20 protein-coding genes and 1 tRNA gene are annotated in these 21769 nt (G+C 33.2%); 6 read left to right on the forward strand and 15 right to left on the reverse strand.

What is annotated here, in order from left to right; genetic code table 11:
- Nucleotides 1–4: 4 nt before the first annotated feature.
- The 4 genes from potB to inhA1 all read right to left on the reverse strand — a co-directional run bounded on the left by potB (nucleotide 5) and on the right by inhA1 (nucleotide 5996).
- Nucleotides 5–853, reverse strand: coding sequence for a spermidine/putrescine ABC transporter permease PotB (gene potB / locus MHH66_RS19980; RefSeq protein ID WP_002126118.1), 849 nt, complete (start codon nucleotides 851–853; stop codon nucleotides 5–7).
- On the reverse strand, nucleotides 850–1833 hold the full coding sequence (gene potA, locus MHH66_RS19985; RefSeq protein WP_002011479.1) for a spermidine/putrescine ABC transporter ATP-binding protein PotA: 984 nt from the start codon (nucleotides 1831–1833) through the stop codon (nucleotides 850–852). The genes potB and potA overlap by 4 nt, the downstream gene beginning before the upstream one ends.
- Nucleotides 1834–2069: 236 nt before the next feature.
- Nucleotides 2070–3437, reverse strand: coding sequence for an aldehyde dehydrogenase (locus MHH66_RS19990; protein WP_063217404.1), 1368 nt, complete (start codon nucleotides 3435–3437; stop codon nucleotides 2070–2072).
- 171 nt (nucleotides 3438–3608) lie between these two features.
- Nucleotides 3609–5996, reverse strand: a complete 2388-nt coding sequence (inhA1, locus tag MHH66_RS19995) for a M6 family metalloprotease immune inhibitor InhA1 (protein WP_061688800.1) — start codon at nucleotides 5994–5996, stop codon at nucleotides 3609–3611.
- A 341-nt stretch (nucleotides 5997–6337) separates the two neighbouring features.
- On the opposite strand from inhA1, the gene MHH66_RS20000 reads away from it, so the two are divergent.
- Together MHH66_RS20000 and MHH66_RS20005 are read left to right on the forward strand one after the other, a co-directional pair.
- A complete protein-coding gene (locus MHH66_RS20000) occupies nucleotides 6338–6472 on the forward strand; it encodes an anti-repressor SinI family protein (protein ID WP_002011474.1) in 135 nt (44 codons plus the stop codon).
- A 79-nt stretch (nucleotides 6473–6551) separates the two neighbouring features.
- Nucleotides 6552–6875 carry a helix-turn-helix domain-containing protein gene (locus MHH66_RS20005; protein WP_002064339.1) on the forward strand — a complete coding sequence of 108 codons (324 nt, stop codon included), beginning with the start codon at nucleotides 6552–6554 and terminating at the stop codon, nucleotides 6873–6875.
- 81 nt (nucleotides 6876–6956) lie between these two features.
- Here MHH66_RS20005 and calY read toward each other — a convergent pair whose 3' ends face one another.
- The 6 genes from calY to MHH66_RS20035 form a co-directional block, all read right to left on the reverse strand.
- Nucleotides 6957–7550 (reverse strand): biofilm matrix protein CalY, encoded by a 594-nt coding sequence (gene calY, locus MHH66_RS20010; RefSeq protein WP_002011472.1) that lies wholly within the window; start codon nucleotides 7548–7550, stop codon nucleotides 6957–6959.
- A gap of 443 nt (nucleotides 7551–7993) precedes the next feature.
- Nucleotides 7994–8863 (reverse strand): DUF4047 domain-containing protein, encoded by an 870-nt coding sequence (locus tag MHH66_RS20015; RefSeq protein ID WP_078184140.1) that lies wholly within the window; start codon nucleotides 8861–8863, stop codon nucleotides 7994–7996.
- A 164-nt stretch (nucleotides 8864–9027) separates the two neighbouring features.
- On the reverse strand, nucleotides 9028–9615 hold the full coding sequence (locus MHH66_RS20020) for a CalY family protein (protein WP_063217402.1): 588 nt from the start codon (nucleotides 9613–9615) through the stop codon (nucleotides 9028–9030).
- Between the two features lie 64 nt (nucleotides 9616–9679).
- Entirely contained in the window at nucleotides 9680–10249 is a 570-nt protein-coding gene (sipW, locus tag MHH66_RS20025; RefSeq protein ID WP_078184139.1) for a signal peptidase I SipW, read from the reverse strand.
- A 197-nt stretch (nucleotides 10250–10446) separates the two neighbouring features.
- Nucleotides 10447–11733, reverse strand: coding sequence for a D-alanyl-D-alanine carboxypeptidase family protein (locus MHH66_RS20030; RefSeq protein WP_078184138.1), 1287 nt, complete (start codon nucleotides 11731–11733; stop codon nucleotides 10447–10449).
- A gap of 154 nt (nucleotides 11734–11887) precedes the next feature.
- A complete protein-coding gene (locus MHH66_RS20035; protein WP_000251865.1) occupies nucleotides 11888–12115 on the reverse strand; it encodes a hypothetical protein in 228 nt (75 codons plus the stop codon).
- Between the two features lie 283 nt (nucleotides 12116–12398).
- Here MHH66_RS20035 and MHH66_RS20040 point away from each other — a divergent pair, with 283 nt between their 5' ends.
- Nucleotides 12399–12623 (forward strand): hypothetical protein, encoded by a 225-nt coding sequence (locus tag MHH66_RS20040; RefSeq protein ID WP_002188839.1) that lies wholly within the window; start codon nucleotides 12399–12401, stop codon nucleotides 12621–12623.
- Nucleotides 12624–12814: 191 nt separating this feature from the next.
- A tRNA-Val gene (locus MHH66_RS20045) sits at nucleotides 12815–12887 on the forward strand.
- 98 nt (nucleotides 12888–12985) lie between these two features.
- On the opposite strand, the gene MHH66_RS20050 is transcribed toward MHH66_RS20045, so the two are convergent.
- Nucleotides 12986–14098, reverse strand: a complete 1113-nt coding sequence (locus MHH66_RS20050; RefSeq protein WP_078184137.1) for a tyrosine-type recombinase/integrase — start codon at nucleotides 14096–14098, stop codon at nucleotides 12986–12988.
- Nucleotides 14099–14842: 744 nt separating this feature from the next.
- Between MHH66_RS20050 and MHH66_RS20055 the strand changes: the two genes are divergently transcribed.
- Nucleotides 14843–15448: a hypothetical protein gene (locus MHH66_RS20055; RefSeq protein WP_078184136.1), complete on the forward strand. Its 606-nt coding sequence runs from the start codon at nucleotides 14843–14845 to the stop codon at nucleotides 15446–15448.
- A complete protein-coding gene (locus tag MHH66_RS20060) occupies nucleotides 15448–16206 on the forward strand; it encodes a class I SAM-dependent DNA methyltransferase (RefSeq protein ID WP_078184135.1) in 759 nt (252 codons plus the stop codon). The genes MHH66_RS20055 and MHH66_RS20060 overlap by 1 nt, the downstream gene beginning before the upstream one ends.
- Before the next feature lie 283 nt (nucleotides 16207–16489).
- Here the strand turns inward: MHH66_RS20060 and MHH66_RS20065 are convergent, their stop codons facing one another.
- From MHH66_RS20065 to MHH66_RS20080, 4 genes are all read right to left on the reverse strand, one after another.
- Nucleotides 16490–16843, reverse strand: coding sequence for a nucleotide pyrophosphohydrolase (locus MHH66_RS20065; RefSeq protein ID WP_340867153.1), 354 nt, complete (start codon nucleotides 16841–16843; stop codon nucleotides 16490–16492).
- Between the two features lie 369 nt (nucleotides 16844–17212).
- Nucleotides 17213–18970, reverse strand: coding sequence for a DNA/RNA helicase domain-containing protein (locus MHH66_RS20070; protein ID WP_078184134.1), 1758 nt, complete (start codon nucleotides 18968–18970; stop codon nucleotides 17213–17215).
- Nucleotides 18971–19501: 531 nt separating this feature from the next.
- Complete coding sequence (locus MHH66_RS20075; protein WP_340867736.1) at nucleotides 19502–21196, reverse strand: DUF262 domain-containing protein; 1695 nt, start codon at nucleotides 21194–21196, stop codon at nucleotides 19502–19504.
- A 344-nt stretch (nucleotides 21197–21540) separates the two neighbouring features.
- Nucleotides 21541–21732 carry a hypothetical protein gene (locus MHH66_RS20080; RefSeq protein ID WP_078184132.1) on the reverse strand — a complete coding sequence of 64 codons (192 nt, stop codon included), beginning with the start codon at nucleotides 21730–21732 and terminating at the stop codon, nucleotides 21541–21543.
- Between the last annotated feature and the right edge of the window lie 37 nt (nucleotides 21733–21769).

A 21769-nucleotide genomic window follows, 5' to 3' on the forward strand; every position in this document is an offset into this window, starting at 1 on the left:
TTGCCTATTCCCCTCCGTTTCCATCATATTTATATACTTTCGTTGCACGATAATATAAGTAAATTAACAGAACAGAGAATAGAACAACAATCATAGATAACGCGGAACCAAACGGCCAGTCACGTGAACCTAAGAATTGGTTTTGAATTACGTTTCCGATTAATGCTACTTTCGATCCACCCATAACGTCTGATACAACAAACATTCCGATAGAAGAAACGAATACTAAAATAGAACCAGTTGTAATCCCTGACATCGTCATCGGTACTGTTACATTCCAAAATGCCTTTACTGGTGTTGCTCCTAAATCATAAGCCGCCTCTAGCTTACGCTTATCAAGCTGCTCAATTGCTGCATACACTGGTAAAATCATAAATGGTAATAAAGAATATACCATTCCGAGTATTACAGAAGGCGTATTATATAGCAGATTTAAAGGTTCACTAATAATACCTAGTTTCAATAGCAATGTGTTTACAAGACCTTGTGAACGTAAAATAACAATCCATGCGTATGAACGAACAAGAAAGTTAATCCAGAACGGAATCGTTGCCAATAATAGAAGGATAGAACGATATTTACGATCAACAATTGTAATTGTATAGGCGAATGGATAACCGATTAATAAACATAGTACTGTCGTAATAACAGCTATCTTCACTGTTTCCCATAACGTCCCCATATATAATGGATCAAACACACGCGCTATGTTATCTAATGTAAATTTCATTTCCACTGTCCCGTATGCTCCGCGCTGCATGAAGGCAAATGCTAATACGAACAGAAGTGGAATTAGGAAGAAGAGTAACAGCCATACGACTGTAGGTAATGCGAGTAATTTCCCTTTCTTCAATTTAAGGTCACCTCGTCCTCTTGCTCCCAGCCTACATATACATTATCTCCAATGCTCCACTGCGTTGCTTCTTCAGCAGTTTGATATGCCATTAGTAATTCCGATGTTTTCTCCTCACGTACATATAGCTTTTCCATATTTCCAACAAATTCAATATCTTCAATATGCCCAAGGTGGTATTCTTTTAAAATTGGCTCTTCAACCGAGCGAACTTTTACATTTTCAGGGCGAACTGCTACGTAGTTTTCCCCATTTTTCACGATATTATTTTCACCGATGAACGTTGCAACAAACAATGTTTTCGGTTGATTGTAAATTTCTTTAGGCGTGCCGACTTGTTCGATATGCCCTTTATTCATAACGACAATACGATCACTCATACTCATTGCTTCTTCTTGATCGTGCGTTACATATATGAACGTAATTCCTAAATTACGTTGTAAGTTTTTCAATTCACGTTGCAAATCTTTTCTTAACTTAAAGTCAAGCGCTCCCAGTGGCTCATCTAATAGTAATACACGTGGGTTGTTTACAATTGCTCTTGCAATTGCTACACGCTGTTGCTGTCCACCAGAAAGCTTCGACGGTTTACGATTACGGAACTCAAGTAACTGCGTTAAACGCATTGCCTCTTCCGCACGTTCTTTCTGTTCTGTTGCTGATACTTTTTGCATTTTCATACCGAAACAAATATTTTTTTCAACATTCATATGTGGGAATAGTGCGTAATGTTGGAACACTAAATTCATATGACGCTTGTATGGCGGCAAATCGTTAATCTTTTCATCATCTAATAAAAGATTCCCTTTAGTTGGCGTTTCAAATCCTGCGATCATACGAAGTAAAGTCGTTTTCCCGCAACCACTCGGTCCTAAAATTGTTAAAAATTCTCCTTCTTTAATATCTAAAGAAAGAGGGGGGATAATCACTTGATTTCCAAAATGTTTTTCTACTGCTTCAACTTTAATAATCTTTTTCATTTTCCCGTCCTATCTACCTTAAATTTTAATTTTTATATTCATGAATAAATATTTATGTTCTATAGACTATTTTTTGTTTCGATCCAAACAAAAATGGTTGTTTAGCAGCGTTCTCTTCTATTCTTTATGTAGTATGTTTGATTCATTTTCGCATGATACATATGTCGAACAGAAAAACCCCTTCAGTTGCGAAGGGGTTTTTATCATACGGCTACGCCTACTGATAAACACCATCATCATTTTAACAACTTTCGTATGAATTTTAAAGCACTTTTTGTAGAAGAGTAACGAATTTTCATGTCAAATGCTGTAGATTGGGACAAAATGCTTTTATAATGTGAAAAAGTCCGAAAACTTTGTTCACCGTGATAGCTGCCTAACCCACTACTTCCAACGCCCCCAAAAGGTAAATATGGCGTTGCAAGATGATATACGACATCATTTATACATCCTCCGCCATATGAAATATTACTCGTCACTTTCTCTTGCACTTTTCTATCTTCAGAAAATACATATAGTGCTAACGGCTTTGGATGGTGCTGAATCGTTTCAATTACCTCTTCTATTTTGTCGTATTCTATAATTGGTAAAATAGGTCCAAAAATTTCATCTTCCATAACAGCACTTTGCCATGTAACATTCGTTAACACTGTAGGCTCTATGTGTAATGTTTCTTTCGTATAATTCCCGCCAATCACAGGTTTACCGTCTTGTAAAAATGTACATAAGCGTTCAAAATGACGCTCACTCACAATTCGCACATAATTGTCATTTTGCAAAGCATCTTTTCCATATTGCTCTGCGATTTCATGTCGTAATGCCTCGATTAACTGCTCTTTCACTGAAGAATGAACGTACATATAATCAGGCGCTACACACGTCTGCCCAGCATTCAAAAACTTGCCCCAAACGATACGTCTTGCGGTTACATCTAGCTTTGCATCTTTATGTACAATACATGGGCTTTTCCCGCCAAGTTCTAACGTAAGAGGCGTTAATTTTTTCGCCGCTGCTTCCATCACAACTTTTCCAACACCAACACTACCTGTAAAGAAAATATAGTCAAACGGTTCCTTTAAAAGTGCAGTGCTTTCCTGAGCACCGCCTTCTACTACCGATACAAGCTCTTCTGGGAATAATTCACCTAGCATTCTCGTAAGCACTTTTGAAACGTTTGGCGTTAACTCTGACGGCTTTAAAACGACTGTATTGCCAGCTGCCAATGCTCCTACGAGTGGGGCAATTGCTAATTGAAAAGGATAGTTCCACGGTGCGATAATAAGCGTCACACCATACGGTTCTGGCACTACTTTCCCCTTCGATCCAAAATGAGTAAGAGCTGTGCGAGCACGCTTTGGTTTACTCCAAGATGAAATATGCTTCATTTGAAAAGAAATCTCTTTTAGTACATATCCAATTTCTGTTGTAAATGATTCGTGAACTGATTTATTCAAATCTAATTTCAACGCTTGAAAAATCTCATCCTCAAAACGCTGAATCCCTTCATAAAGCTTCTTCAAATTATTCTTTCTCGTCTCTACACTTCTCGTATGTCCTTTATAAAAATATTCCTTTTGTTTATTTACAATAGAGGAAATACTCATGCACTCACCTTCTCCCACTATTTTTATCCAATTCTTTCATTATTTATATAGACTTCATATGTAACAAATTTCTATTCTTAAAGTTACATTATATATAACTTTTCCCTTTATATAAAATTCATTGCTCACAAAAAAACTACCGAAAGAAAATCTCCCGGTAGTTTTACTGTATTAACGATATAAACGAACAGCACCTGCAGAGTTATCATCAGCTTGTCCTACTACTTCAAACTTCAGACCAAGCTTCGGTAAAATACGTCCTGCATCTGGAATTTGCTCATTAATATACTTTTTAGAGTCATCAAACTTCGGTACTCCTGGTAATCCATCGTATACGAATGTTCCACGCGTTGGAGATACCACTTTCCAAGCTGGTGTTTTGTCGAATGAGAACGCCGAATCAGCAATTTGGAATCGCGTACTGCTTTTAAATGTTGGTTTGCCATTTAAAGTTCCTGCAATTGCTTCTGGATGAGAGTCAACTACACCAAGGAAACCATGTCCTGGATGTACGCCAACCCAGTTATCTGTGTAAGCTGAATCCGCATACCATACAACCATACCAGTGTTATATACTGGACCGCGAGCAAATTTCAATGCGTTATCTGAACCCGCATAGTTTCTCCACTCTACATAGTAGTTATGCTTTTTCTTATCCATTCCGTTAGATGCAACGAAACCGTCCAATTTGAATTGTGGTGTACCTTCTGCATCATCAGAGAATGCAACATTTCCATCTACAGTTAGTGACGCATTATCAAGTGTAAATCCATTTAACGCCAATCCACCGTCTGTAATATATTCAAATACTAGTTTCACTTTCTTACCTTTGAATTGACTTAAATCATATGATTTATCAACCCATTTTCCATTTGTCGTAGCTGCATTTCCACTATTTGCTTTCTCACCAATTCTTTCAATCAACGTTTTTTGTCCATCTTCTGTTACAGCGTGTACTTCAAGGAAATCGTACTCTGCTTCGATTTCATACAATGACTTATAATCGAATTTTGCAGTCGTTGCTTTCGTTAAATCGAATAGTGGCGTTTCCATCGTTGTATGAAGGTCATCACCTTTTGTGCTGTAGTAATACTGTTTACCAAATGCAGGCTGAATTCCTTTTACATCTTTATCTGGTAAGTTAACACGAATCAGACCTGGACGATCTGACTTCGTAACACTTTGGTCTAAGTATGTTGCAAGACCGATACCTTTATTTAATTTCTCGTAATCTACTTCTACGATGTTCGCCCAGTTACCACCGATTGTTTTTTGGAAAAACTCTTTATTTTGTGGTGATAAACTCGTTGGCGTTGTTCCTGCGATTTTACCAGCCCAGCTTCCGCCACTCATAATAGACCAAGCTTCAACCGGTTCACCCTGACCGCTATACTGTGTATCATACTCATCTGGAAGACCTAAATCATGGCCATATTCATGTGCGAATACACCAACCGCGCCATCTTCTGGTTCAATTGTGTAGTCGAATGCTGCCATATTTCCGCCCCAATATGGAACTTTCGCTTTTGTACCTTCAATTGCGAATGGTTTTGGTCCAACTGTCCAGCGATGTGACCAAATTGCATCATCACCTAATTTACCACCGCCAGCTTCTTGTCCAACACCTGCATGAATAATCATTAAGTGATCGATTAAACCGTCCGGTTGATTTTGATTCCCATCACCATTGACATCATATTGATCGAACTGATCAAACTGTGATAAATCAAGGCCGCTATCTACAGCTGCTTTTAATGCATCTTTTACTAGATCACGTGGTCCTTTTGGTCCTTTATTATCATGACCTGTACCAGCATCAGCGCCGTAATCAGCTGCTTTACCTGGAACTGTTAACCATTTTGTAACTGTTCCGTCCACTGTGTAACTACCACCAGATTGCTCTTCATAATATTGTTTAAACGTTTCAATTTTACTTCCATCATCTAACGTAAACGGCTCGTTACCGAATAACATTTTTTCATAATGCTCTTTATTAAAATCGTTCGAATACATATAGCCAGGCTCTTTATCAATATTGTTATGTTTGAAATCAGCGTACTCTACAAGTAAAACGAGTACTTTGTCTTTACGAACTTCACCGTTATATCCTTTTTGTTTTGCTGGTGAAGTTGGTACTTTACCATTTAAGCCCCCTTTAACTGGACCTGTTCCTGCTGCAGTCCCGTTTGCTGGTTGCTCTGATTTTTCTTTCGTTTCTGCTTTCGCATCTTTCACTTTCTTTAAAAAGTCAGATGCATCTTTCGTAAGTTGGTCCCCATTTGTCGCTTCTTTTCCAGGATTTTCACCCTTTTTCTTCTCTACATACTTTTCGACAGCTTTCTTTGTTTCTGTCTCTGAAGCCGACGAATCAATTACCCCACGTTCTTTTAGCGCATTTGCTAATCTCTCTTCTGGGATTAAGTGATCATCAACTGGGCTTGTAGCTGTCTTGTTCTCCGGCGTTTCAGCATATACAGACTGGCTTCCAGCACCAAACGACAAGCCTAGAACAGCTGTCAAAGCAATTGATGATAACACTTTAAATGGTTTCTTGTTCATCCCTTATTGCCTCCCCTAATATAAAATATGTATTACATACTCTATATTATTAAAAATTCAATATATTTTCAATATTTAGTTATATTATGTAATTTTTTTAATATATTTGTAAAAATTTCATAGTTAGTATACGAATATATCACAATTCAACAATGTTTTCAGAAAATATTGAAAATTTTTGGTAGAAACCTTATAATTTCCATAGAGAGAATTTAATGGGGATTTTATCTTTGTTTCATCTACACAATATTCGATAATTTGATACATAAAATATAAAATTCGATTAATTATCGTCTACTATGTAGCAGCAATTATGACCAATAATTAGGGAGGAATTACATTTGTACAAAGATAAGGCTGACTCACTAGATCAAGAATGGATTGATTTAATACTTGAAGCTCTAGATGCTGGCATTGCCCTGCAAGATATTGAACACTTTTTCCAACGTATGAAGCATACGAGCCAGGCTCAATAGCCTCGTTCTTTTTAACGAAGTTTATGTTATAATAATCACATCATAAGACGACTACATATTGATAGAAAGGTGCGCAAATATGATAGGAGAACGTATAAAACGCCTTCGTTTACAAAAGGGCATTTCACTAACAGAACTCGCCGAAAAAGCTGGTGTAGCTAAATCTTACATTAGTTCTATAGAACGAAATTTACAAAAAAACCCTTCCATTCAGTTTCTCGAAAAAATTTCAGCTGTTCTACAAATTCCAGTTGATACGTTACTTCACGATGAAACAACAACAGAAAGTCATCTAGACTCCGAATGGACACAACTCGTTAAAGATGCGATGAGCTCCGGTGTCTCAAAAGAACAGTTTCGTGAATTTCTTGAATTTACACAATGGAAGAAAAATCAACAATAATACATATGAAAGAGTGCTTAAAACGGGCACTTCTTTTTTTCTTTATAAAAAAAAGCGGGGAAATCCCCGCTTTTTGCTTTATTATTTTTCTTCGCCATCTGTTTGGCTTGCGTTGAATGTCCATTCTAAGTTCAATGAATCGCCTTGGAATTTGTTTTGATCTTTACCATCATCTTCGAATACAAATTGTACCCATAGATAGTCTTCTGAATTTGGTGCTAGACCACCGTTCTCTGCCCACTCTGGAGCAAAGATGTCTTTAGCTAAAACATCTGGATCCACATTTTGTAAATCTGCTAAAGTTGTTTCATATACAGGCTCACTTTGTTTATCCCAGTTCCAAAGGAATTTCACTTTAATGTGCTTACCAAAATCTTCACCAGCATTATCGCCCTTTGCATCTTTCACAGTATACTTTGTCGCTAATTTAACATCTTTAATTGCTAAAGTACCGTCGTTCTTTAATAAGAACTCTTTCTTAACAGAATCCCCTGGTTTTAAATCTTTAATATCTACAAGCGTTTTAGGGTTTAATGTAAGATCTAACGTCCCAGCTGCAAATGTATTGTTTGATACTTCTTTATCGCTAAAGTAAGCGAATGTTCCTCCACCAATTAAAGATAACCCCAATGCTGCTGATGCAACTCCCATACCTAATTTCTTTTTCAGACTCACAATCAATTCCCCCTAGCTGTTTTTTGTATTTTTATCTCTTATTTCAAAATAAGAGGTGTAACTAAAACTATATTAGCTTAGCTAATATTTGTTCTTTTTTGAAAACCTTAAGTTCATTATAACGAACAAGACTATATAAATACAATATATATTTCATTTTTTTTTATTTATCAATATCTTTTTGATTTTTCTGATTTTTTATAAATATAATTTGATAACTTAACCATTATTCATATTTAATCCTATAAGAAAAGAAAAGAAAATAAGACAAAGAGGTGAGGACTGACGTTTCCTCACACTCATATAAGCATTATCTTTTTATAAGCTATTTACAGCTAATGCATTCGTATTCACCTTGCACCACTTTGTTATTCTCCAGCTGTTTCACTGGATCAGTTGAAGTGCCTTTTCATGCTCCACTTGATCAGGCTGTTTATCTATTTCTATTTTTTCTGCTCTTCTAGCTTTTTCTGTTCTTCTACTTTCTTCTGCTCTTCTAGCTTTTTCTGTTCTTCTGCTTTCTTCTGCTCTTCTAATTTTTTCTGTTCTTCTAACTTCTTCTGTTCTTCTAACTTTTTCTGTTCTCCTGCTTTCTTCTGTTCTTCTAACTTTTTCTGTTCTCCTGCTTTCTTCTGTTCTTCTAACTTTTTCTGTTCTTCTGCTTTCTTCTGTTCTTCTAACTTTTTCTGTTCTTCTATTTTCTTCTGTTCTTCTAACTTTTTCTGTTCTTCTGCTTTCTTTTGCGCTTCTGTTTCATTCTGTTTCTTTACTGTTTCATCTTTTAATAGTTGTTGTAGAGCCTGAATTTGTTCATCAATGGCTTGCAAACTAGCTTCTTTATCAACATAATCACGCTTCTCTTTAATACTATGAAAACCTTCGTTCACATACAAGGATACTTGATGAATTGATTCACTTTTGTTCACTTTTAATTCTTCTTGTATTTGATTATAAGGCGTTTCTATTAAAGTATATACTTTTTGTAAAGCCTCATTCTCAGAAGCAATTTTCTCACGCCCTTGCTGCCATACAACAATTGCTTGTTCTATTTCTTCAATAGAAGTAACTTTCAATTTCGCTTTCATTTCTCCATACTCATGTCCAATAAGCTGTTTATGTTGCTCAGCTTGCTCTTTTAACGTATCAACTGTTTTCGGAAATATAATCGCTGTAGAAAGAGTGGCTTCTACTTTCGTTTCGTGAATAAATGAAGCTTCTGTATACGTCATCACTTGAGAGCCTAAATAAAACGTAATAGAGCACATACACGGCAATATAAGCATCCTTTTTAATTTGCGAGGTGTTTTCAGCATCTTAATCTCTCCCATCGAACAATGTGTTCTTTATACAGAACGTTACTTTTATTATAATAAAGACCTGTACAAAATGATAGCCATATCCTAGAAAAATACATTCCAATCCACGCTATTTAACTGTAAAAGGGGCTATCAAATTGATAGCCCCTTTTATAATATATTTATCTTTCTGTACCATCTGTTTGTTGTGCATCAAACGTCCAAGTTAAATTTAGTTTATCGCCTTGGAATTCATTTTGGTCTTTTTTATTATCAACAAACTCGAATTTCACTGTAAATTTATCTGACTTACCTGCAGAAATACCTTTTTCATCCCAGAACCAAGCAGATAAATCATTGTCTACCGCTGTAAGTGTGTCACCCTTCAATTTATCTAGCGTTGTTTCTTTTACAATTGTTTCATGCTTATCTACATTTTTTAAGAATGTTACTTTAATATGTTTACCAAAATCATCTTTATTGTCGCCCTTCGCATCGCTTACTTTGTAATCTGTTTTTAGTAAAACTTTTTTAATATCTAAAGAGCCTTTATTTTCTAGTTTAAAATCTCTTTTAATTGTATCGCCAGGCTTTAAATTCGATACATCAACAACTGTTGATGGGTTTGCCGCTAAATCAAGTGTACCAGCCGCAAATGTATTGTTTGACACTTCTTTATCGCTAAAGTATGCAAATGTTCCTCCACCAACTAATGCTGCTCCTAATACTGCTGATGCGATACCCATTCCTAATTTTTTCTTTAAAGTCATGTCCATATCCCCTTAATATATATATATTTGTTAACTTCCTAAACGGAAAGTATAACCAAACGAACTAGACGGATTGTTCTACTTTTTTATCTTTCTTTTCTCCGTCAATGCTACGAATAGCGCCAAAAATAGAAATTGCGGAATAGCCAAGTAAAAAGACTCCAGGAATAATGAGAAGTAATGCTGCTCCCGCTTTTGAACTCGCATAATTCAGTCCATAACCAACGTATGGAACTGTAATATCTGCATACTTTCCAATTACATTCTCTGCAAGTACTGGTGCTAAATCTGGTCCGTTGTTGTTATCTCCTTTTGTTTCATACATTACTTTTCCATTTGTATCTTTCACACCGATAATACGGTGAGTGATAATTTTGTCATCTTTCTCTTTAAACGTAATAACATCACCTTTTTTATATTTAGAACCATCTTTCGTTGGCTCTATCGCAATGATTGATCCTGTTAAAAATGTTGGTTCCATCGATCCTGAAAGAACGCTCTTAAATTGATATCCCATCACTGTTGGATCACCACCACTCGCTTTTGAAGAAATAACTACAAAAGCTAAACAAATCATTACCGCAAATAAAACAAATGAGATAACGTTGCTAATCACCTTCCAAATTAATTTCATCGTCTCTCTCCCTCTCTGTTGTTTTATATCATTTTGAAATTAATAACGCTCTAATTGTTCTTTAACAAGAACATACACAAATAATATAACGAACAAATAAGAAATGCAAGGTGAAAATTTACAATTATTAGTTAAATCACTTTTGAAATGCATGCAAAAAAGACCGTGACAAAATCTCATCACGGTCTACTAGCAATTTATTTTTCTTCTGATTTCATCCCTTGGTTATTTCGGCGCAGCACTACATATAAAATCGCTCCAAATAATACAATCGCACCTATTCCAACACTTATCACTTTCACATTCGATTCCTTTACTTCAGGTGCAACTGTATCTTTTTTAGGCATCGCAAAAGTAACATCTTCTTTCGAAAGAACATTTATAGTCGCAATCGTTTGATTATTTTTTATAATATCTACCGCACCAACTACTTCACCGCGATGAATTCCTTTTTGGTACAAAGCTTCTTTATCCACTGAATTAACCCGAAAAGCCGTTTTTACATTTTTCCCTTCATCCTTCTTTAACATAAGCTCAGCACTGTTTTCGAGCTCAGAATCAACATCTTTATTTAAATACGTTGTCTTTTGATGCCAACTATGTTTATCTAGTACAGTTTGCTTCGTAAATTGCCCGAAAGAATATTCCGTCATCTGCTTCAAATCTTCATAAATTTCAGGTCTTTGAGAAGCCATTACTACATTTATAATACGATTTCCATCCTTCTCATTTAATAAAACGAGCGTATTGCGCGCTTCATTCGTAAATCCTGTCTTACCACCAATGCTATATGGATTTTCAAAATAAGTAGACTTATTAAAAATAGAAACTGTTTGCGTAGATGTCGTAACCGTCGTTCTTTTCGTATTCATCGCTTGTAAAATTTCAGGATACTTTTGCACACCTCTCGTAATCATCGCCATATCATATGGCGTCGTATAATGATTTGGATCATGCAATCCATTTGGCGTTACAAAATGACTATCTTTAGCCCCTAATTGCTTCGCCCTTTCATTCATCATATTAGCGAAATTTTCAACACTTCCTCCAATATGCTCCGCAATCGCATAGGATACATCATTCGCACTCAGCACCATTAAAATCATAAGTGCAGTATTTCTATTAATAGTCTCACCAGGGTGAAACTCAATTTGATAATTACTCTTCTCTTGATCTAATGCCAATTGTGAAAACGTAAATTGATCCTCTGGCTTCGTATGCTCCATCAGTAAAATCGCCGTTAACACTTTCGTCATACTAGCAGGGAACGCACGATGATGTGCATTTTTGTCGTACAACATATCTCCTGTTTTCGCATCAATCGTAGTCGCAAACTGACTAAAAACATTCGGCCCTTCCGCAGGTGGAGGTGCCACTTGCTCCGGATTTACTCCAATATTCGTCTCCGCATATAACGTCATAGGTGTCAAAAAAAATAAACAAATAACCATAACAAAAACCGAAATTTTCTTAAAATTTACCATATGACTCTCCCTTTTCCCTTTACTTTCACATTCTATAAAATACCTCTACCAACCTATATGTAATTTGTATTAATTTGGAAGAATATTCACTTTTTTTACTATATCACACTTTTACGATTAGGAACATAAATATACAACAAAAAATAAGAAGGAATTACTCTTTCTTATCCTTCTCATCAATCAATGAGTCTATTAAATTTTGACTAGCTTCCTCAGGTGTAATCTCATCTGTCATCCCCATAAACGACCAACCTTTAGAATCGACCCACTCAACAAACTCTTGTAAAAACTCATCATGTGTAACATCCACATCAAGAATTGAGCCATTAATCGAAATCGTCCTATTTCTAGATACGCGCATCTTGAACGTTTTTCTTACCATTACAATAATTCTCCCTCTACTTCTGAATATTTATAAATATCTTGTACTTCTTTTATACATGATTTCTTAAAAATTGTAAAAAGGATATATTGGCCAATTTGCATATTAAAAATGAAAATCTCTTATTATATAACCCTCACACTACATTCATTTAGTCATAAATTACGGAATACATCCATATAAAAAAACAAACCAACTTATATTCTATCACACTAAATACACTTGACTTTAGTACGATCAAATAGAATATATTAGAAAACACCTTAAAATGAGGAGGAACTCCATGGCGCGTTGTACATATTGTAAAACGAAGTGGAAAGTAAAAGATGTATGGTCGATACTCGTGACATTTGAAAAAGATTGTCCGTATTGTTTCGGAAGACAATATCTATCAAAGAAAACATTGAACGCTATGCCAGAACTTATAAGCTTACCTTTACATTTCTTATTCCCTTTTCTTGTTGATTTAAGTGATGAAGGTCCTTTGGATTGGTATCGGAAATCATAATATACCCGGTTTATTCAAAATCCACTTTCAATTAAATGCTCTTCTTATATATTCCTTAATACGCTACTAGCGTGATTCCAAATACTTTACCTTTAAAAAATTACCACGAAAATATTGTAAAATTTCAGTTAATTATATATAATTGCTTTAGCATAATGATTAAAGATGCTGTTACATAAGCATTTATTGAAGATCCCGTAGCTCAGCAGGGAGAGCGCCACCTTGACAGGGTGGAGGTCGTGAGTTCGAGCCTCTCCGGGGTCATAGTTTTAAAAACCGCATCAAACGCTAAGTTGATGCGGTTTTTATTTATTTACTTTCATACTCTATAAAGCCAGTGGTCACAGAATTGGTCACATTTCCTACAAAATCTCTTCTATTTTATTAACTGCATCTTCTTGCATCGTTGGCAGCACATGCGAATAAGTGTCTAATGTAATTTTGATGTTACTATGTCCTAGCCGCTCAGAAATCACCTTCACATTCACACCTTTAGCCAATAACAACGTTGCATGCGTATGACGTAAATCATGGAAGCGAATCTTTGGCACAGCTGCTTTCTTAATCAAAGCGTTTAAACTTCTTCTCACATTAGCAGGATTAATTGGTGTTCCAGAAGGCGTACACATCACCAAGTCATTGTCTTGGTATTCCTCACCTTGACTCAGCTTCTCTTTCAATACGACTGCTCTGTGTTTCTTTAGCTTCGCTACTGTTGATGCAGGTAATAGTATCTTTCGTAAACTTGATTTTGTCTTTCCTCCAAGCAAGAACGTCTTCCCATCATGGCTTAACGTTTGGCTAATAGTCAAATGTCCCTTTTCTAAATCAATATCTTTCCACCGCAAGCCTAACAATTCACCTTGTCGCATTCCAGTTACAAGAGCCATATGAAAGACAATAGAATACCTGCTATCCTGTGCAGCTTTTAAGAACAACTGTACTTCCTGTTCATTCCACACAGTTAACTCTTCCTTATCATCTTTAGGTAACTTGGTCTTAACTGCAACATTTTTACTTATTAACTCCAAATCAATTGCATGTTCAAGAGAGTTCCGAATGACTTTGATTATCTTCTCGATTGTCCCTCGCTTTAACCCTTCGTCTCGCAGTGAATTAACATAGTTTTGCATGTGCAATGATGTTAACTTAGCTAGTTTGATATTGCCTAGAGATGGAATGATGCGACTCTTCAAGTACTCTTTTAGTACTTTTGCTGTTTGGATACCAACACTGTGCTTCTTTGTATTAAACCAGCTCTCGAGATATTTACCATAAAGCAATTTACTAGGTTCTACGTATATTCCAGTATGAACTTCTGAGAGTAACTTTGTTAAAGCATTTTCTGCTTCTTTCTTACTAGTAAATCCCCTTTTCTTCTTTTGCTTTCTTTTACCTGTTAAAGGGTCAATACCAATATCTACAGTATAATAATACTTTCCTGTTTTTTTATCTTTTTTGATGCTTCCTTTCATTGTTAAGAACCTCCTTGGGATCCTTAACTGTGCTGTATATGATAATTTTATTATAAGGGATAATCTTGATATTATGGATTATATTTTCGCACCACACAAGCATAACTATAACTGAACGTTATATTCAATTGTCTTCTAATAATTGACAGGAAAATAATAAAAAATCCATAAATTCAAACACATTATCGGAAGCATAATTAGAACTTTAAAAGAAACATCTTTACAAAATACAGCCTACTTGAGATTTTTGAATCATGACCAATTTAGTCATTAGAAAGAGTAATTACGTATTATCAATACCTCTGATTGATTAATTTCTTAAAAGCGATATTTCATTAATTGTTATAAAAGGTTGTATTATAACAAAACTAATATGATTTCTCATTAAAAAAGTTTATTGTAAAATATTTCATTCCAATAAATCCTCCTCATCTCGTAACAATTCCTAGATGCGGGAAAAGCGAATAACCTTTTAATTCATTGGAAGTTATCAAAATGTTTACTTCTAGAAGTTTTTATACAGCACTTTTAAAAACTTGGGATTATTTCAAAAAAATGATATTATTACCAAGGGGATAAATGGTCGTATACACCAGTAGTCTTTTATAAATATAAGCAAGAGAATTAAAAATCACATATACTAATAGTTTAGGAATTAAAGTAGTAAGAAGCAAAACATTCAAAAGGTAGCTAAGATAAAGTTAAATTGCATTTACAAATTTCACACAATTGAGAGGGGATACTATGATAGTTAAGTGGTTTGGACATTTAGGAACTCTAGCTTCACTGATAGGTATAATTTCACTGTTGCAAGGTGATTCTCCTAAGTCTGTTTTTTTCATCTATATCTTGATTTTTTTTGCAGTCGTTCTTTTTATACTAACCATATACTTTGAAATAAAAACCTATAAAAAGCCTGGTTTACAATGTAAAGATGAGAAAGAAATCAATAAGTACATGATTAATTGGATTAAAAAAGGTGGAAGAGTTATTGTTTTTACTAGAGATATGAGTTGGGCACAATCTGATCTCAATGTCAAAAGGATGCTTATAAACAAGGCTGAAGATAATGAACTCGAGATTGTTTTGCTTGAAAAAAATTCTTTTACTAATGAATTGCAAGACAAAGGTGCTTCAATTTATACATATGGAGATTTAGGATATACACCCAAATCAAGATTTACAATTGTAAGAACAGATAGAGTAGATAGCAAGGTAGCAATTGGTTCAGAAAAGGATGGGAATCATTATATCGAAGAATTCGGAGCATCTGATGGATACCCATTACATATAGCAAATGACTTAATTCATATCATAAAGCAGTTTAATAAATTACAGGAGAATGACTAATGTGTAAATTTGAAAGGGTAGAAGTGAAAAACAATGACAAAATCGCTAAAGAATGGGATGAAATTTCACCATTACGTTATGAGCAACTCACTTCAAATAGAGATTTGAGTTATAACTACATTCTTAAACCTTTTATATTAGGAAAAGTTAAAAATCTAGATAATACAAAAGTAATAGAAATTGGCTGTGGCACAGGAAATCTAGCAAGTGAACTTATAAACGATGTAAGTTTTCTTTTAGGAATAGATTTAAGTAGAGAAAGTATTAAAATAGCTCAAGAAACAAACAAAGATTCATCAAAAATGGTATTTCAACAAATAAACATTGAAGAATATGCATCTAGTACTACAGAAAAATTCTCGCTCGCTATTTCTAATATGGTTTTAATGGATGTTCAGAATCTTAACTGTGTAGTAGATTCCATTTATAAAATTTTAAAACCCAATGGCAAATTCATTTTTACAATTATTCACCCATGTTTTTGGGCTCAATACAAACAGTATAATAATGAACATTGGTTTAAATATAAGGAGGAATTTAACATAATAGGAAATTTCACTATTACATTAGATCCTGATAATCGATTTAAGACATCTCATACTCATCGTCCATTAGAGCAGTATATTAATACTTTGATTCAAAATGGTTTTATTCTGGAAGAGATAAAAGAATTATATCCACAGAATAACCACTCTCACTTATTTAACAATAATTTTAAATATCCACGTTTTTTAGGTATTACAGTTAGTAAAAATTAATGTTTATAGACCAATACGCTGCTATATTAGTGGGTTAAAATTAATGTACACCTAACAATCCTGAGCTTGAGTTTTCAAATATATCTTACAATAATTTCATGATATTATTGTAGAAACAATGGAAGATAAATGATGCGTATTATCCTCTTTGTTAATAAAAGCTGCGTCCCAATTGTTAGACACAGACTATCAATTGGAGGCGCAGTTCAATCTTTACTTACTGCCTTTTACAGCCACTTAACTAAGGTTGCTTTTAAACAGCCTCACTATTGGAATATATCCCCTATAGCTCTGTATACTTTGTACTCACTCCGTATGCCTTCTCTACAGGATATTTTTTATTGTTCTTCTGAATTTTTTCTTCAATCGCCTGTTGAATATCAATTCCTACCTCATGTGCAAATAGCAGTGCATACATCAATACATCCGCAAGTTCTTCTTTCATATTCTCATGTTTTTTTGTTACCGCTTCATCGCTACTTTGCCATTGAAAATTTTCAAGTAACTCACTTGCTTCAAGAGATAATGAAATTGCTAAATCTTTTGGATTGTGGAATTGCTTCCAATTGCGGTCATCTCTAAATTGAATCACTTTATCTGTTAGTTCTTTAATTTCCATAATCACACCTAATTTCATTTATTCGTTCAATAAAACATTTACATAAATTTTAAAAATCTACATTATAGCTTACACCTATAAATACATCATTTTCCTCTACTTTATATTAGTCAAATTTATTGTGTGTTATAATACCACACTCCACTTTTATCCATATATTTAATCTGTAATAATACAAAAAGAGTGCAAGTCCTTTATCTTCTACAACTTCTTAATTGCTTGTACTTTGATATCTAAACTTTTTTCTTCTGTACTTACTTTACAGTAACCTATCAATCAAGCTATCCGAAACATTATAAAGTAAGTTTTCATTTAAACATTTATATAAAGCACAGCAATATTATTAATGTGCTTTATCATTAGTTTTTAAAATTTTTATATTTTTTCTTAATATTGGTCATATATTCTTTTCTGAAAGTACTCTCTAACTTTAGGATTTTCAAAGAATACTACGGTACCATAAATTCCTCTAGTTAATAAAATATAATATACTTTCTTTATATATTCCGTTAATCGCTCATTATTTTCGTCTGTTCCATTAATAGGAATACCATTAGTGTCAAAGTAGCTTTCTCTATTTGCAACTAATATTTCCTCTCCCTTAGCATTTTTTATTACATCTAAATCTTTTCCTATGATAACTCCAGCAAAATCTAAATCCATACCTTGTGCTATATGGATACTCCCTATTTCTTTGAATTGTAATTCTTTTTCTGATGTATAAGTAAGCCAATTCTTTGTTCCTAACTTATCATTAGGTGTATTCCATTTTAAATTAACACCATATAATGCCTCTTTCCATTCAAATGAATCTGTTCCATTAGATATCCATTGTTTATAGAATCCACTTAGTAATCTAGCATTTTTATTACTAGCATTTGTCTTATATTTTATATAATCTACTAGTTCCGATAAAGAATTTACAATTTCAAATTTATATCCAGTACTAAATATCGATTTATCAAATTCAACATTTTCTAACTGAAGTATATTTCTCAATCCATTTGTATAATTCTCCGCTTGGATATTTGAAGTAGATTTTATTCTGTACTGAACTTTCAATTCAATAGATTCATAATTTCTAACACGATCTTTGAATCTTTGAATATCGATATCACTGTCTCTAATCAACTGAAATTCATCATACATTAAAACGATATTTAATCCACAATTTTCAATTATATCTAATTCTGTTTTTTCCATATCATTTCTATCTAATACGTAAGTGCTACGAAAATAATTATGTTTTCCTTGTGGCTGTTTTAACCTATGTGCTTCATCGACAACTATCATTGAAAATTCACTTAATACTATTTTATTATCTTGAAGATGATTTTTAAAAGTAGCTAAGGAACCGATAAATGGTTTTTTAGATTTAGGAATTAATTTAAATAAGTCTGTATATATTTTTGACATCGACGTCTGATTAACTATAATTGCAACCTTCTTGCCTAATCTAATTAATTCTATTACAGCAGTGGCAACAATAAATGTTTTACCAGTCCCAGGCTCCCCTTTAATCAAAAGTCTACTGTCCTTACTTTCACTTTGACCAATATCTACTAATTTTTCAATAGACTCCTCTTGAATGTTATCAAACGATTTACCGAAAGGAGAATAATATTTGATTGGATTTTTTTCGACATCTTTCATATCATTTTTTACAAAATCCATCTCTTTTAACAAGCTCCATAATTCTGGAAACAGATCCCCTTCTATTTTTGTACACAATCCTTCCGCATGCAATTGATTTATTCGTTCATTCACTAATCTCCTATTATTGATTACTTTAAATTCTGTATCTATATATTTTAATAATTGTGTTTCTAAAATTTTCCCATTTCCTTTGAGCAATCTACTAATAATTATTAATACTCTATCAAACATATTATGAGTTATATTTCCAGCTACATTTTCTCCTTCTTGAAGGTGTTCATAAAAACGACTTTTTTTACTTCCATCTATTAAATATCGATCAGATTCACCTATATAATATTTTTTCTTATCAGACGTATATTGAATATATACACAAGTTTTACTAGCAATGTCATCCATATATTCTTCATCTATACTTCCATTTTTTAAATCTTCAATAGCAAAATCATAGGCATTAAAATAATCCTTAATAATTAGTTTCCCATTCATAAAAAGCCCCCATAACAATCTAAAAATTTCACTTCTAATAAAACTATTTTACCATTAATCACGTATGGATATTTGAATTTCACATTCTAAAGCATGCAATTTACTCGATTCATATAAGTAATTTGCAATTCTATATATGCGCTTGATAAAGCTTATGTATACATAAAAGTATTTTAACCCCTTCTTCACACGACACAAGCGGCTAAAATATTGAGTTATTTCAACTACATGTCTGATGCTTATCTAGTCAATCATACCTAACTATAATCACAATCATTTTATAACCAAACATTTTTATAGCTAGTTAAAAGACCAGCGTGTTATTTTAACTCTTCAATTGTTAGAAGCTATTTACGCTTATAAAAAAATGTTTAATCCTAATAAAGAATGAATTGGCTCTTGATGGATTTTAATTATTGTCCTAAATAAGTAAAAAAGACAGCGGGATATCCACACTGTCTAGATCTTTATAGGGAGTGATTTGTTAATATTGTAAACTTTTTAAATATAAGGAGGAATCCATCGTTACATTTACCATATTTCAACATATGTATCCTCAAGCTTTTGTACACGATTTTCTATTTCTTTACGTGTCCAATTTTCATTTTCAGCTATCTGTTTATTTTGCTTAATGTCACTTTTTTGTAATCCAACTCTTTTTTCAGAATATTCCTTGTTACCTAATGAAGTATTTTTCTTTCCTAAAAGTAGTGTAAGATTTCCAATATTATATATATAGTCCTCTATTATATCCTCACTAAAGGTATCTCTCCATTTACTATCGGGTTTAGGTGTTTGTGGAAGTATATGTTCTAAATTAACATATTGAGTATCACCATTCACCTTAATTTCACTTGAATTCTCAAAATCATAAATTCTTCTTAGGATATACCGTATACGAGGATGCTCGCTCTTTGTTATTTTTCTAGATTTCAACTCAAGTTTTACAATTTCATCTGATTTCATTTTATCTTGAAGTGTTTTTAATATTATTTCTATAGATGGTTTCTTAATATAAATTTCTTTGGCTAAGTTTGGATAAAATGATTCGATAGTATTTGCTTTATCTTGTGAAACAAAAATGTTTCTTAACTGTATACTCGAAATTTTTTCTAATGCTAAATTAATTTCAAGTATGCTATAGTTTTTTAAGTTCATTGCCAATATTACTGGCATATATTGAGTTGCCTTAAATAGTTTTAAAGTAGATACTAAATTAACATATTTTTTCAAATCTTTTTTGCCTTCTGAATCCCTTCTTCTCCTTTGCTCTGGTTCTTGTAATTCCAAATAATACTTTGAAACTTTCTCCATGTCATACAATAATTTTAATACTGATTCTTTAGATTTAAAATTCTCGTTGTTTTCTAAGATTGAAAAGGCTTGTTTTGCGGAAGTTTTGCCATTATAAATTGAAACAAATTGCGTTAAAAAAGTGCTTTTATCAAGTAGATCTGTATTCGCTTCAATAACATCCCAGTACTTAGCGGTTTCTTCCTCAGATGTCATTTTTACACAAGTGTTTTTTAATACATAAAAATCTGCAAGCTTTTTCCCAGTATTATTTAATGTTTCAAACATTTGATTTGCAATTTCTTCATTTGGAGTATGTAATACAATAACATAAATTTTATCAGTCATGTTCTCTAAAAAAGTTCTAATTTCATTTATACCTATATCATTATCTTCAATGTAATCTTCTAATAATTTTTTTATAAATTCATAATTACTTTTCAAATGTTTTTCATTATCTGAAATTATAAAATCTATTTCACCTATATTATTTTTTATAATATATTCATTAAAAAAATTATTCGTTTCGCTTTTCCCAAAAACTACCTTTGTATTATTGCTTGATTGAGATCTCCAATCTTTTTTTTGTATGTATTCCTCTTTTATTTGCTTAGCCAATTCTTGATTACCAAACTCTTCAATTTTATGAATAATCGCACAAATCATTAACAAAAGTGTTACTGTTCTTTGTTGACCATCATAAATATTTTGGTATCCATCCTCATCTTCATACAAAGTTATAAAATTTAAAATATGTTGTTCTTTTTTTTCTTCATGAACTGCAATAATATCATAAAACAAACGACTAACTTGACTTGAGTTCCATTCATATGGCCTTTGTGTATAAGGAATTAAAAATTTACCATTAGCTAGATTTAAATATGAATTTAAGTTTAGATCTTCAGCCTTTAATAATGATTCCAATATAATCACTCCTTCTTCAGATTTTAATATAAGTTCTAAGGAATCCATTGTCGCCCTCAAATTTGTAAACACATAGCTTATTAACTTGATTTATATCATCTTCTCATCCAACTATGCATGATTTCCCATCAATATATGCCACATGTCTCCGCTTCTGTTAAATGATGCCCACACATGAGGGTTTTTGATTTCTTTTTTCGGTGATTCTTTAATTCAGCTTGTTCTTCATCAACCGCCTGGCAAATTATTCATAACTCTTGTTTCTTTACCTTTTCTTCAAGCTCCTGTTGAAGCTTTTCCTTATCAATTTCAACTTATTCTTGTGGTTCTACATATTATGTTGGTTGAGATTCCTAATCATCATATACTTCTATAAACCAAATAGAAAAGCGGTATGCTAACTTTATACGATCAACTTGTGTCGTACCAGTTACTTCTTTAACTGATGCAAGTATAAACTTTGTTAATGTCTCTGCAAAAAGTCGCAGCTTCATTAGCGTTGTATGAGGATCACGATATACACTTTTCTCCGCTGTCTCCCCCAAGTCAGCAAGTATACCCTATTTCCCTTTAAAAAATGAA

Origin of the sequence: Bacillus sp. FSL H8-0492 (assembly GCF_038006145.1) — a bacterium.
Lineage (GTDB): Bacteria > Bacillota > Bacilli > Bacillales > Bacillaceae_G > Bacillus_A > Bacillus_A mycoides.